Genomic DNA, 12627 nt, shown 5'->3' with positions numbered 1-12627 from the left:
CGACGCACATTCCACTGGACTTCGTTCGGCACGCAAGCATTGCTCTGGGTAACAACGCAGCGGCTCTCGCCTTTGCCCTTACCAGGTCTCTCCAGCCCGCCAGGCGGGCTTAGGTCAGTACAGGCGCCGGATTGGCCGGCAACTGCAACTGAAGGAGAACGACCTATGGCGACAATCGGCACCGATCAAGGCACTGAATCCGATCACGATAAGCTTCAAATTCCGCCAGAACCGCATGAGCACATCTGGGATGCGCTAGAGAACCCACCCAAGCGGCTGAAGAAGGCGAAGTCGCCCAAAAAGAAAGCTCGTAACGCAGAAGCAGGTGCGGAGCCGGCAACGGCAAAGCCATCGAAGGCCGCCGCCCGCACCGAAAGCAAGCAACCCAAATCGGAACTAGTGCTGAAGAAGCTTCGCTTGGCCAAGGGCGCCACCATCGAGATGCTGATGGAGGTGACCGACTGGCAGGCGCACTCGGTGCGGGGCTTCTTGTCGGCGGTCGTCAAGAAGAAGCTTGGCCTCAACCTGGTCAGTGATGTCGGCAAGGACGGGCTTCGCCGCTACCGCATCGATGATAGCGCGAGGGGCGCTTGAGCCTAATGCGCGCCAAGCTCGACATCGAAGCAGAGGTCGCCGAGTTGGGCGGCCTCTCCCGCGAGGAACTCGCAGCACAATGGGAGAAAATCTACAGGTGCGCACCACCAAAGGGTGTCAGGCGTGAGCTTCTGATCAGGGCGGCAGCCTGGCATCTTCAGGCAAAGCGTCTCGGTGGATTTTCCACCGAGACGCGTCGCATGCTCAGGTCCGCCATAGACCAGGTCGAGAAAAAGATCGCCGACCGCGACAGCCAAGCTAACGTCGTCGTCAACGACATCAAGGTGACGATCGCGCCCAAACGCAAACAAGTTTTGCCAGGCGCACGGTTGGTCCGTAACTGGAACGGCAAGACCCACGTCGTCGACGTGATTGAGGATGGCTTCGTTTTCGAGGCTAAGGTCTATCCATCGTTGTCTTCGATCGCGCGCAAGATCACCGGCGCGCATTGGTCCGGTCCGAGGTTCTTCGGGCTATGAGCAGCAACTCGACACCGCGCCTGCGCTGTGCGGTCTACACTCGCAAATCGAGTGAGGAAGGTCTCGACCAGGAATTCAACTCGCTCGATGCCCAGCGTGAGGCCTGCGTTGCGTTCATCGCCTCGCAGATTGGGCTCGGCTGGAAGCTTGTCCCTGATCAGTATGACGACGGCGGCATCTCTGGCGGGACGATGGAGCGGCCCGCCCTGCAACGGCTGCTTCAGCACATTCGCGATAAGAAGGTGGATGTCGTGGTCGTTTACAAGATCGACCGCCTCACGCGGTCGCTGATGGACTTCTCGAAGATCGTCGAGATCTTCGATGCCAGCTCGGTGTCATTCGTCTCCGTGACCCAGCAGTTTAACACGACCACATCAATGGGTAGGCTCACGCTGAACGTGCTTCTGTCCTTCGCACAGTTCGAGCGCGAGGTTACGGCGGAGCGAATCCGCGACAAGATAGCGGCCTCGAAGAAAAAGGGCATTTGGATGGGTGGCGTCGTGCCGCTCGGCTATCGCGTTGAGCATCGCAAGCTAGTCATCGACGATGCTGAAGCCAAGATCGTTCGACATCTCTTCGAACGCTACCTTGTTCTGAAGTCCGTGCGCGACCTTGCTGATGAGGCCGCGCACGATGGACTCGTGACGCGGACCCGCAAACGCCAGGATGGGACTGTTGCGGTCACGATGCCGTTCGGGCGAGGCAACCTCTATCACCTGCTCTCGAACTTTATTTACATCGGCAAGATCAGGCACAAGGAGCAGATCCACGAAGGCGAGCACGAGCCGATCATTGCAGGTCCGGTGTTCGATGCGACGCAGGCGCTTTTGACGTCTCAAGCACCGCGCCGCAGGAGCAAATCAAACGTCTCCCAACATCATCTTCTCACCGGGCTGCTCTTTGACGAACACGGCGAGAAGCTTCGATCGGTCCATGCCAACAAGCGTGGCGTTCGCTATCGCTACTACGTGTCAAAACAGTTCGTTGATCAGCGGCGCGGCAGTTCCGACGGATGGCGCCTTCCCGCCGATGCAGTTGAATCAGTCGTTGAGCATCAACTGAATCGTATTCTCAACGATCACGGTCAAATCGCTGATTTGATTCAGCGTTGGGGTGGTCCCGGCGAGATCCAATACGCGATGACCCGCGCGGCTGAGGTCCGGCTTGCTTGGACCGCCGAGACAGCTGGCGCTAAGCGATCGCTGTTGCAGAAGCTTGTTCGCTGTATCGCACTTAGCCAGAAAGCACTGACTATCGACTTTAATTGCCGGGCACTGTCTGAGCATCTGCTCGATAGAGCATTGCCAACCGATGGCGGTGCCGAGAGCCTGTTGATCACATGCCCATTCGACATCAAACGACGCGGCGCCGAGATGCGCATCGTTCTAAGCGATACCTCGTCCAACAGCCCTGAGCCGGACGCTGCTTTGATCGACGTGGTCCATCGCTCTCAGCTTTATCTCCATCAACTCACCGATGGCTCTGGCCGCAGCCTGACCGAGATCGCTAGCTTGAACGCGACCACTGTTTCTGAGGTCAGCAGGCTCCTGCCCATGGCGTTTCTGTCACCGAAGATCGTGTCCAAGATCATCGCCGGCAACCAGCCGATCGAACTCACGGCCCACAGGCTGTCGCGCCTCTCTGGCCTTCCCCTCGCTTGGTCCGATCAATCTGCCCTGCTCGGCCTCTGATTCCGACCATCAGTCGAGCATCGCTTTTCGAAACAGTTGGCTACGGAAATTGGCCCGCAGAGACGAAGCCCAGAATTCAGGGCATTCTGGATCGAGAAGGTGGCGTCTCAGCCAAGCTTTGCCGTGAAGGCGCCGCTAACCTACGGAAATGTCGACACTATTCTGAGACGGTCGAAAGCACGCCAAAAATGGCGGACTGAATGGTGGGCCCGGAGGGACTCGAACCCCCAACCAAGCGGTTATGAGCCGCCGGCTCTAACCATTGAGCTACAGGCCCCACGCGGCCTGGCTTAGTGTTTTTCTTGTCGTCGCACAAGGCTTTCGAAAGCTCTGGCGCAAAACGCCAAAATCAGCCCATATTCGCGCCGTAGAGCGGCCTGCGCCCATATGGCGCGAGAAAGGTCCAGCCCTTGCACCGCACTGCAGGAATCGGCGCCCTTTGCGGGTCGAGGCAGATGCGGCACGGGGGGGGGGCGGACCGCAGACTTCGAGGAGTTTCATGACCAGACAACTTTTGCCCATCGCGCTCGCTGCCGCGGTCGCGTTCCCGGCGCTGGCGAGCGCCGCCGACATCCAGCCTCCGCCACGCATCATCGTGTCCGGCGAAGGCGAAGCGACCGTGGCGCCGGACATGGCGATCCTTTCGCTCAGCGTGATGCGCGAGGCCAAAAGCGCGCGCGAAGCGCTCGACGCCAACAACGACGCCATGGCGGCGGTGATCGCGGCGATGAAATCCGCCGGCATTGCAGAACGCGACCTGCAGACCGCCGGCATCCAGATCAACCCGCGCTACAACTACACCAACAAGGCCGACGGCAGCCAGGAAGCCGAGCTCGTCGCCTATCAGGTGACCAACACGCTGTCGGTGCGCGTGCGCGACGTCGACAAGACCGGCGAGATTCTGGACAAGGCGGTGTCGCTCGGCGTCAACCAGGGCGGCGGCATTGCTTTTACCAACGATAATCCGAAGGCCACGATCACCGAGGCGCGCAAGAAGGCCGTCGCCGACGCGATGGCCAAGGCAAAGACCCTCGCCGAAGCGGCGGGCGTCAGTCTGGGCAAGGTGCTCGAGATCGCCGACCAGAATGTCGCGCCGGTGCCGATGCCGATGGCGGCCAAGTCGTTCGATGCGGCCCGTTCGGCCGTCCCCGTGCAGGCCGGCGAGAATTCCTACAACGTCCAGGTCACGGTCACCTTCGAGCTGAGGTGACATCCGGCCCAGCCGCGGACATGCCGTTAGGGCAATTCCAGGAAAAGTGTGAGCGGTTTTCCGTCCGGAATTGCGTCAAAACAAAGAGATAGAGCGGTTCGCCGTTTCCGTGAAACGGTGAAACGCTCTAGCAAAACGCCCCGCAGGATCATCCTGCGGGGCGTTTTCGAGCCGCGCCTCATCTTGAGGGGCTCAGCTACTCATAGGCGATTCTCGCAGAGGATCGTCCGCATAGGCGATCCTCGCAGAGGATCGTCCGCATAAGCGATCCTCGAACGGGATCGCCCTTTCAGCCTCAGCGGTAGATGATCGGGCAGCCGCGTTCGTTGGCGAACACCACCACGACACGGTCGCCATACTGGCGACCTGCCACCTTCACGGTACGGCGGCTGATGTCGACGATGCGGGCGCGGTGCAGACCCATGCGCTCGGCCTTGTCGAGGGCGCGGTCCGGCGAACAGCCGCGCCAGTCGCGGTCGCGGCGCCAGTCGCGGCGATAACCGTCATCGTCGCCGGTGTAGATGCCGAAACGCGGGTCGTGCCTGTCCCCGAAACCGAGATAGAGGCTGTCCGCATGCGCCGGAATGGCGGTCAAAGTGCCAAGCCCGACAAGGGCCGAAAGGGCTGCCGTCCTGATCGTGTTGAACATCGTCTTCTCTCCTTATTGTGGGCTGTCGCCCGTAGAACCGATGACTGGAAGATGCCCTTTTGCGTCTGAACCTTCCGCGAACCGGCCATTCATGTCCGGTTCATATAAGCGCCAACCCGCCAGGGTTCGTCGCTCGTGCCAAAATCGCGAACCCCTTAGGCGCGAACCCGCCAGGGTTCGTCGCTCGTAAGTGCGTAAAAGCGAGGCCCCTCAGGTTTCTAAACGCGAACCCGCAGGTTTCGTCGTTCCTCGTCAAAAGCGCCTCGTCAGCGTTCGTCATCTAGACGCGAACCCGTCAGGGTTCGTCGTCCAGACACGAACTGCTAAGGTTCGTCGTCCAATATATAATCAAAATAATCGTCCGGGTCGGCCAGATCGGTTTCCTTGGCCTTCACCCGACCCCGGATCGAGATGCCGGCCTCGTGCACGGTCTCAGCGCTTCCCGAAACAAGTCTGTGCCACCAGTAGAGATCATGGCCCTCGGCAATAAGCCGGTAGGCACAGGTTTTTGGCAGCCAGGTGATGGTGCGCACATTCTGTGGCGTCAGGCCGACGCAATCGGGCACCCGCGCCAGGCGGTTTGCATAGTCGGAGCAGCGGCAGTTCTCGGCGTCGAACAGCCTGCAGCCCACGCTTGTCCAGAAGATCTCGCCCGTATCCTCATCCTCGAGCTTGGACAGGCAGCATTTGCCGCAGCCGTCGCAAAGCGATTCCCATTCGGCCGGGGTCATCGCCTCAAGCGTCTTGGTTTTCCAGAATGGCGCGGTCATTTGGCTGGATTTGGCCCTCCGCGGTCTTCCGGTCAAGCGCTGTGTGGCGGCGACCCAGTATCAACATTAGAAAAACACGAAATTGCCTTCAAAAGGCCGGCCAGGCATCCTTGGTTGGCGCCAATGCCTGACGGAACCAATTATGGTTGATGAAAGTTTGGGCAGGGATGGGACCCCATTAGGAGAAATCGATATGAAACGCCAACCACGGATTCTGGCGGGCACGGCAATCGGCCTGCTTATGGCATCCGCGCCGTTGGGCGCGTACCCGCTGCAGGGGGGTGTCGCTTCCGGCGGCCTGCACGGAGCGCCGCTCGTGCTGGCTCAGGCCGCCTGCGCCGAAGGCCAGTCGGCCGAAGAATGCGCGCAAGGCGGAGCCGAACAGCCGCGTAGAAAGAAGCGCGAGCAGCAGCAGCAAAGCGAATCGGTGCCGGCCGAACAGGCCGCGCCCGCCGAATCCGAGCAACAGCCGCGCAAGAAGCGGCACGAGCAGCAGCAGACGGAGGGCGCCCAGTCCGGGGAAGCTGCACCGGCCGAGCAGCAGTTCAAGCCACGCAAGAAGCGCGACCAACAGCAGCAAATCGAGGCGGCACCCGCCGACCAGGGCGGCCAGCCTGCGGCCGACGAGCAACAATTCAAGCCGCGCAAGAAGCGCGATCAACAGCAGCAGATCCAGGCAGCACCCGCCGACCAGGGCGGCCAGCCGGCGGCCGACGAGCAGCAATTCAAGCCGCGCAAGAAGCGTGACCAGCAGCAGCAGATCGAGGCTGCACCCGCCGACCAGGGCGGCCAGCCCGCGGCCGAGGAGCAGCAGCCGCGCAAGAAGAAGCGCAACCAGCAGCAGATCGAAGCGGCGCCAGCCGACCAGCAGCCCGCGGAACAGGTCGCGCCTGCCGCCGGCGACCAGCAGCAAGGGAACCAGGGCCGCAAGAAGCGCAAGCACGATCAGCAGCAGACTGAGGGGGCGCCCGCCGGCCAAGCCGGCGAGCAGGTTGCCCCGACCGAACAGACCGCTCCCGCCAACGACAACCAGCAAGGCGGCAATCAGCTCAGGAAGAAGCTTAAGCAGAACCAGCAGGGTGAGACCGCCCCGGCCGAGCAGACGCAGACCAACGAGCCGGCCAAGAAGCGGGCGCCGGCCGGTGAGCCCGTGCAGCAGGCCCAGCCGCTGCAGAATGGCGAGCAGCCAGCCCAGGGCGAACAGGCCCAGGGCAACAAGAAGCGCGGCAAGAAGCCGAACGCGGAACAGCCGGCGACGGGTGAACAGCCCGCGACAGGTGAACAACCCGCGACCGGCGAACAGCCACAGACCGGAGAGCAGACAAAGACCGGCCGCAAGCCCCTCACCGGCGAGCAGCAACCCGCAACCGGCGAGCAGCCGGCCAATGGCAATCAGCCGGCGAACAACAACCAGCCTGCCAATGGCAACGCCGCGCAGGGCGAAACCGCCAATCCGAACGAGGCGCCCGTCCTGGACAGCCAGAAAGATGCCATGCGCAAGCACCGGGGCCGCAACGACAACGGCCAGAACGGCGCGGCCCAGACCGGTGGCGCTCAAATCGAAAATGGCCAGGCCGGCAACGGCCAGAACGCCAATCAGGCCGGACAGCAGCAAGGTGGCGAGCAGGCGCAGAGGCCGGCTCCGGTCGATCAGGGGCCGCCGCCCACCGACGACAAGTCGGCGCAGCAGGCGATCAAGCCCGAAAAGATCGTCCCAGTGGACCAGGAGAAAGGCAAGCGGATCGAGCTTACGCCCGAGCAGGTTGTCCGTGAGCGCCGCCGGCCGCAGGGTGCCGACGTGGTGAAGCAGTTCGGCGACCGGGTGATCCTTCAGTTCAACAACCAGACATTCGTGGAAAGCAACGAAGCTCCTCGCATCACCCGCGGCGCCAGGGATGTTTACTACGAGGATCTTTCGGGCGGCCGCACCCGCGAAATCGTGGAGCGCGACAACGGCGTCAGGATCATCACCATCCGCAACCGTAATGGCGACGTCATCCGGCGATCGCGCGTTACATCGGATGGCCGCGAATACGTGCTGAGCTATGTCGACGAGCGCTACTATAACGACGTCGACGAGTGGCGCGATCCCGGCGACGACCTGCCACCGATGCGGCTCGACATCCCGCGCCGGGACTACATCCTGGATTCGGAGGAAGTCGAGGATCCGGACGAATATTATACCTTCCTCGAGCAGCCACCTGTGGAAAGGGTGCAGCGTCTCTACTCGATTGACGAGGTCAAGCGCTCGGCCCGCGTGCGCGACATCGCCAGGCGTATCGACCTCGACACGCTGAACTTCGATTTCGGCTCGGCGACGCTCTCCGACACCGAAGTGCAAAAGCTCGAAGGCGTCGCCACCGCCATGGAAAAACTGCTCAAGAAGAACCCGGCGGAAACCTTCCTGATCGAGGGCCATACCGACGCCGTCGGCACGCCGGACGCAAACCTCGCTCTGTCGGACCGGCGCGCCGAGGCGGTGGCCGAGGCGCTCACCAACGCCTTTGGCATCCCGGCCGAGAACCTCACCACGCAGGGCTATGGCGAGGAGTATCTCAAGGTGAACACGCCCGGTCCGAACCGCGAGAACCGGCGTGTCGCCATCCGCCGCATCACCTCGCTGGTGGCGCCGGTGGCGAGCAACAGCGAGCAACAATGAGCGTTTGATTTCAAGATCCTGCCCGGATCTGCAGAATCAGCGCGCAAGACGGGCCCGTCCGCTTCGGACGGGCCTTTTTTCCTTACCGGCTCAAAAAGAATTGTCCTGCCTGGCCCGGCCTGCTCATTGAATCGCCGCATTGCGGCACCCAGATTCCAGATAGGGCGTTCCCTGCCCTGTCCCGACTCCAGCGGGACACGTTGAGCCCCGCCGGGCCCCCTCCCCGGCGGGGTTTTTTGCCTTGAAAACCTGTGTCACCTGGCCGAAATACGTCCAGAGCAATTCCAGGAACAGTGTGAGCGGTTAGGCTCGGCGCCTTCGCCGTAGCCTTCCGTCCGGACTTGCGTCAAAACAAAAGATATAGCGGTTCGCCTTTCCGTGAAACGGTGAAACGCTCTATCGCAATTGACCGGAGCCTTCATGAAGCGTCTCGAACTCGCCATCGAATCCGTCATCCTCGCCTCGCGCTGGCTGCTGGTCGCCTTCTATCTCGGGCTCGGCGTGGCGCTGGCGATCTACGCGCTCTCCTTCGGCAAGAAGCTCTATGAGTTCGTCATGAGCGCCTTCATGCTCGGCGACACCGACACGATCCTGAAGATGCTCGGCCTGATCGACGCGGCGCTTGTCGCCTCGCTGGTGGTGATGGTCATCATCTCGGGCTACGAGAATTTCGTCAGCCGCTTCGACGAGCAGGATGGCGAGGTCCATTGGCTGGGAACGATCGATGTCGGCTCGCTGAAGGTCAAGGTCGCCTCGACCATCGTCGCCATCTCCTCCATCCACCTTTTGCAGGTGTTCCTGAATTCGGTGTCCTACACGACCGACCAGCTGATGTGGCTGACCATCATCCACCTCGCCTTCGTCGTCTCGGCGCTGATGCTGGCCTATATCGACCGCGTCATGGCGCTCGCCAAGGGCAAGAAGGCCGAGAGGATTGAGGCGGACCCGGTCCGTCAGTAGATCCTTTTTACCTTCGTCTGCGAGTTCGCGAACACCTCGTCGGGAACGAAGAAGTCGCCCGCCAGCTGATCGGCCGCGCCTGGCGCATAGATCGAAAAGTCCGTCACGCCTTCGGCGCGCAGCACCTCTTCGTCGATGTAGAAATTGCCGGTCGCCTCGCGCGACGGGCGCATGAAGATCGCATGCGCCGCGTCGGCCATGATGTCGGGTGAGCGGCTCATCGCGGCCACTGTTGCACCGCCCAGAAGATTGCGCACGGCCGCGGTATCGATGGTGGAGATCGGCCATAGCGAATTGACCGCGATACCGTCCTTGGCGAATTCGGCGCTCATGCCCAGCGTGCACATCGACATGCCGAACTTGGCCATTGTGTAGGCGACATGGTTCTTGAACCACTTGGCCTTCATGTCGAGCGGCGGCGCCAGATTCAGGATGTGAGGATTCTTTGCCAACTTAAGGTGGGGAATGCACATTTTGGAGACGAGGAAGGTGCCGCGCGTATTGATCTGGTGCATCAGATCGTAGCGCTTCATGTCGGTCTCCAGTGTGCCGGTGAGCTGGATGGCGCTGGCATTGTTGACGCAGATATCGATGCCGCCGAACCGCTCGACGGTTCTTGCCACCGCATCGGCGACCTGCGCCTCGTCGCGAATGTCGCAAAGCACCGGCAGCGCCTTGCCGCCGGCCTGCTCGATCTCTTCGGCTGCCGTGTAGATGGTGCCCGGCAGCTTCGGATGCGGCTCGGCGGTCTTGGCCGCGATCGTCACATTGGCGCCGTCGCGCGCCGCGCGCAGCGCGATCGCCAACCCGATGCCGCGCGATCCGCCCGAGATGAACAGCGTCTTTCCGTTGAGCGACATTTTTTGCCTCCCTCTTCAATTGGGAAGGCAACTTGCGCGGGCGACACACTTGGCGCAAGAGCCGAAGGGGACGGGCCGAGATTACGCAACGTCGTGCGGACAGGGTCAGACCAATACCAGCCCCTGCCGCATCGCGATCGCAATCGCGTCGGTGCGGTTGGCGGCGCCGAGCTTGATCAGGATGGCGGCGACATGGAACTTCGCCGTGTGGACGGAAATGTTGAGCCGCCGGGCGATGACCTTGTTCGGCGCGCCTTCGGCCAGCAGAGCCAGCACCTCAGCCTCGCGGGGCGACAAAGCCGGGCGAGGCTGGTTGTCGTCAGGCGTCTCTTCCTCGGCAGGCTCGTCATCGTGGAAATCGCCATGCGCCTCCGACGGCGCCGCCCTGCCGACGCGGTAGCCTGAGGCCGCCAACCGCGCTGCGGCGGCGATCAGCAGGCCATCTGCGGAGGCAGGCAGCACGGCCAGCACATTGTCTGCCACCTGCTCGCTGCCCGCACGCCGCGAAAGCAGGACGATTGGGGTGGCCGAACTGACGACCCAGCCTTCCAGGCCGGCCTCATCGGCGATGGCGACATCCGCCATTTGGCCGACGCCGCTTCCAGCCAAGGCCGGTGCCAGATCGTCGCTCGCGGCCAGCGCATCGGCAAGTTGCTCGGCGCGCTGGGCATCGGCGAGCGCGACCAGCACCGTCAGCCGGTGAATTGCCGGCTCCGGTCTCGCGACTGCTTGTGCTGCGCTGTTTGCCATAGACCCTCTCAGCTCAGCGGCTTCTCGCCGATGGTGATCGAGACATCGCGCTCAGCGCCGCCGCTTGAAACACCGAGCGTGACGGTGGTGCCGGCGCTGTCCGGCCCGAGCTTGCGGATAAGCTCGCGCGGACCATGCACCGCCTCGCCGTTCCAGGCGACGATGATGTCGCCGACATGCAGGCCGGCGGCCTTGGCCGGGCCGTTATCGTCGAGGCTCATCACCATGGCGCCTTTCGTGTCGCCATTGCGGATCGGATGCAGCCCAGCGCCGAGATAGCCGCGCGCGACATGACCCTTCTCGCGCAGCGTCGCCACCGCGCGCTCGATCGTCTCATAGGGCATCACCAGCGCCCGCCGGCGCGGCCCGAACAAGAGCATGCCGATCACGCCGCCCTTGGCGTCGAGCACCGGCCCGCCCTCGAAGCGCCCGCCGGTGTTGATGGCAAGGTTGATGCGCCGGTCGATCGTGCCGCCGCGCATCGAGCGCCAGGCCGGCCCGACCTCGCCGACCGTGCCGAGCACCGCAAGCGCGGCGCCGTCGCTGTTGCCGACCGCAATCGCGATATGGCCGGGCCGCACGGCGCCGGCCTGAGCCAGTTGCGGCAACCCGGCAGCGCCGGAAGCAGGCTTCAACAGGGCAACGCCCGTCGAAGGATCGCGTCCGACGAGCTCGGTCTTGACGGTTTCGCCGGAAGCCAGCGTCAATTCGATCTCCTCGCCGGCTTCGACCGCTTCCTCGGCGGTGACGAAATAGTCGTCGCGCCAATGGAAGGCGCTCGCGGTGCGGTGATGGTGCGTGACGAAACTCGCCAGCGCGGGGGCGGCGGTGGCCGCGACATCGGCGATCGCGTCGGAAAAGGCACTGAGGTTGAAGTCGCTCATAAGACTGTCTCCTGGGTTCGGTGACCCAGATATCGCTCGGTAACACCGCCGCGGGTACTCGCCTGACGGCTAGTCGCCGGCCGGACTGGCCATCTGGTCAGGTCGCGGCAATTGCGGCTGCTCCGCACATATAGTCATCATTCTACGAGGGAACACGCCGATGGCTTTCGCAGCCGAAAAACTTCCATCCGACGACACCTTGCTCGACGCCTATTCGGCATCCGTTGCCGACGCCGTCGACCGCATTGGACCGGCCGTGTGCCGCATCGAGCGCATCGGCGCCGGCGGCCACGGCTCCGGCTTCGTCATCGCGCAGGACGGGCTGGTTGTCACCAACTTCCATGTCGTCGGCGACGCGCGCGCCGTGCGGGTGACCATGCCGGACGGTGCTTCGCGCGAAGGTCATGTGCTTGGCCGCGATCCCGACACCGACATCGCGCTCGTGCGCGCCGACGGCAGCTTCGCCGACATTGCGCCGCTCGGCGATTCCAAGCGCCTGCGCCGCGGCCAGATCGCAATTGCGATCGGCAATCCGCTCGGTTTCGAATGGACCGTCACCGCCGGCGTCGTCTCTGCGCTCGGCCGCTCGATGCGCGCCTCGACCGGCCGGCTGATCGACGACGTCATCCAGACCGATGCCGCGCTCAATCCCGGCAATTCGGGCGGACCGCTGGTATCGTCGGCGGGCGAGGTGATCGGCGTCAACACCGCCATGATCCACGGCGCGCAAGGCATCGCCTTCGCGGTCGCCTCCAATACCGCCAATTTCGTCATCTCGGAAATCATCCGCTTCGGCCGCGTGCGTCGCGCCTTCATCGGCATTTCCGCCGACACGACCAACCTGCCGCGCCGGGCAGCACTCTTGTCGCAGGTGACCACGAACACGGCGGTGCGCCTGCGCAGCGTCGAGAAGAACGGTCCCGCCGCCAAGGCCGGCCTGAAGGAAGGCGACATCATCGCCGCTATCGACGGACGGCCGGTCACCGGCGTCGACGACCTCGTGCGCATGCTCGACGCCGAGCGCATCGGCCGCGAGACGCTCTGCACGGTCGTGCGCCGCACCGGCGTCAGCCAGGTGACGGTGACGCCGGTGGCGCGGACGAGCTGAGATTGCCGCGCCG

At 63.3% G+C, this 12627-nt stretch carries 13 protein-coding genes and 1 tRNA gene; 7 read left to right on the top strand and 7 right to left on the bottom strand.

Going from position 1 to position 12627, the window contains the following annotated elements; all coding sequences use genetic code 11:
* Nucleotides 1-165 precede the first annotated feature (165 nt).
* From CK219_RS10390 to CK219_RS10380, 3 genes are read left to right on the top strand one after another with little or no spacing between them, the layout of a single operon-like run.
* Nucleotides 166-594 (top strand): DUF3489 domain-containing protein, encoded by a 429-nt coding sequence (locus tag CK219_RS10390; protein WP_095766649.1) that lies wholly within the window; start codon nt 166-168, stop codon nt 592-594.
* Nucleotides 595-599: 5 nt separating this feature from the next.
* Nucleotides 600-1073 (top strand): DUF2924 domain-containing protein, encoded by a 474-nt coding sequence (locus CK219_RS10385; protein ID WP_095766648.1) that lies wholly within the window; start codon nt 600-602, stop codon nt 1071-1073.
* A complete protein-coding gene (locus CK219_RS10380) occupies nt 1070-2764 on the top strand; it encodes a recombinase family protein (RefSeq protein WP_095766647.1) in 1695 nt (564 codons plus the stop codon). The genes CK219_RS10385 and CK219_RS10380 overlap by 4 nt, the downstream gene beginning before the upstream one ends.
* A gap of 201 nt (nt 2765-2965) precedes the next feature.
* Here the strand turns inward: CK219_RS10380 and CK219_RS10375 are convergent.
* Nucleotides 2966-3041, bottom strand: a tRNA-Ile gene (locus CK219_RS10375).
* Between the two features lie 222 nt (nt 3042-3263).
* On the opposite strand from CK219_RS10375, the gene CK219_RS10370 reads away from it, so the two are divergent.
* Nucleotides 3264-3974: an SIMPL domain-containing protein gene (locus CK219_RS10370; RefSeq protein WP_095766646.1), complete on the top strand. Its 711-nt coding sequence runs from the start codon at nt 3264-3266 to the stop codon at nt 3972-3974.
* Nucleotides 3975-4269: 295 nt separating this feature from the next.
* Here the strand turns inward: CK219_RS10370 and CK219_RS10365 are convergent, their stop codons facing one another.
* The 3 genes from CK219_RS10365 to CK219_RS32100 all read right to left on the bottom strand — a co-directional run bounded on the left by CK219_RS10365 (nt 4270) and on the right by CK219_RS32100 (nt 6951).
* The gene (locus tag CK219_RS10365) at nt 4270-4623 is read right to left on the bottom strand and encodes a hypothetical protein (protein WP_095766645.1); all 354 of its coding nucleotides are present in this window, start codon (nt 4621-4623) and stop codon (nt 4270-4272) included.
* A 323-nt stretch (nt 4624-4946) separates the two neighbouring features.
* Entirely contained in the window at nt 4947-5393 is a 447-nt protein-coding gene (locus tag CK219_RS10355; protein ID WP_095766643.1) for a YcgN family cysteine cluster protein, read from the bottom strand.
* A gap of 178 nt (nt 5394-5571) precedes the next feature.
* Nucleotides 5572-6951, bottom strand: a complete 1380-nt coding sequence (locus CK219_RS32100) for a hypothetical protein (RefSeq protein WP_245340435.1) — start codon at nt 6949-6951, stop codon at nt 5572-5574.
* On the opposite strand from CK219_RS32100, the gene CK219_RS32095 reads away from it, so the two are divergent.
* Together CK219_RS32095 and CK219_RS10345 are read left to right on the top strand one after the other, a co-directional pair.
* The gene (locus tag CK219_RS32095) at nt 6886-8052 is read left to right on the top strand and encodes an OmpA family protein (protein WP_245340434.1); all 1167 of its coding nucleotides are present in this window, start codon (nt 6886-6888) and stop codon (nt 8050-8052) included. The two genes, CK219_RS32100 and CK219_RS32095, sit on opposite strands and share 66 nt — an antisense overlap.
* Nucleotides 8053-8472: 420 nt before the next feature.
* Complete coding sequence (locus CK219_RS10345) at nt 8473-9012, top strand: TIGR00645 family protein (protein ID WP_095766641.1); 540 nt, start codon at nt 8473-8475, stop codon at nt 9010-9012.
* On the opposite strand, the gene CK219_RS10340 is transcribed toward CK219_RS10345, so the two are convergent.
* The 3 genes from CK219_RS10340 to CK219_RS10330 form a co-directional block, all read right to left on the bottom strand.
* The gene (locus CK219_RS10340) at nt 9006-9872 is read right to left on the bottom strand and encodes an NAD(P)-dependent oxidoreductase (protein ID WP_095766640.1); all 867 of its coding nucleotides are present in this window, start codon (nt 9870-9872) and stop codon (nt 9006-9008) included. The genes CK219_RS10345 and CK219_RS10340 overlap by 7 nt on opposite strands.
* 105 nt (nt 9873-9977) lie before the next feature.
* Nucleotides 9978-10622 carry a helix-turn-helix transcriptional regulator gene (locus CK219_RS10335; RefSeq protein ID WP_095766639.1) on the bottom strand — a complete coding sequence of 215 codons (645 nt, stop codon included), beginning with the start codon at nt 10620-10622 and terminating at the stop codon, nt 9978-9980.
* An 8-nt stretch (nt 10623-10630) separates the two neighbouring features.
* On the bottom strand, nt 10631-11506 hold the full coding sequence (locus CK219_RS10330) for a S1C family serine protease (protein ID WP_095766638.1): 876 nt from the start codon (nt 11504-11506) through the stop codon (nt 10631-10633).
* A 160-nt stretch (nt 11507-11666) separates the two neighbouring features.
* Between CK219_RS10330 and CK219_RS10325 the strand changes: the two genes are divergently transcribed.
* A complete protein-coding gene (locus tag CK219_RS10325) occupies nt 11667-12614 on the top strand; it encodes a trypsin-like peptidase domain-containing protein (RefSeq protein ID WP_095766637.1) in 948 nt (315 codons plus the stop codon).
* Nucleotides 12615-12627: the final 13 nt, after the last annotated feature.

Source organism: Mesorhizobium sp. WSM4313, assembly GCF_002294725.1.
GTDB lineage: Bacteria > Pseudomonadota > Alphaproteobacteria > Rhizobiales > Rhizobiaceae > Mesorhizobium.
Note: the sequence above shows the minus strand (reverse complement) of the source record. Positions and strands in the feature narration are given on the sequence as shown.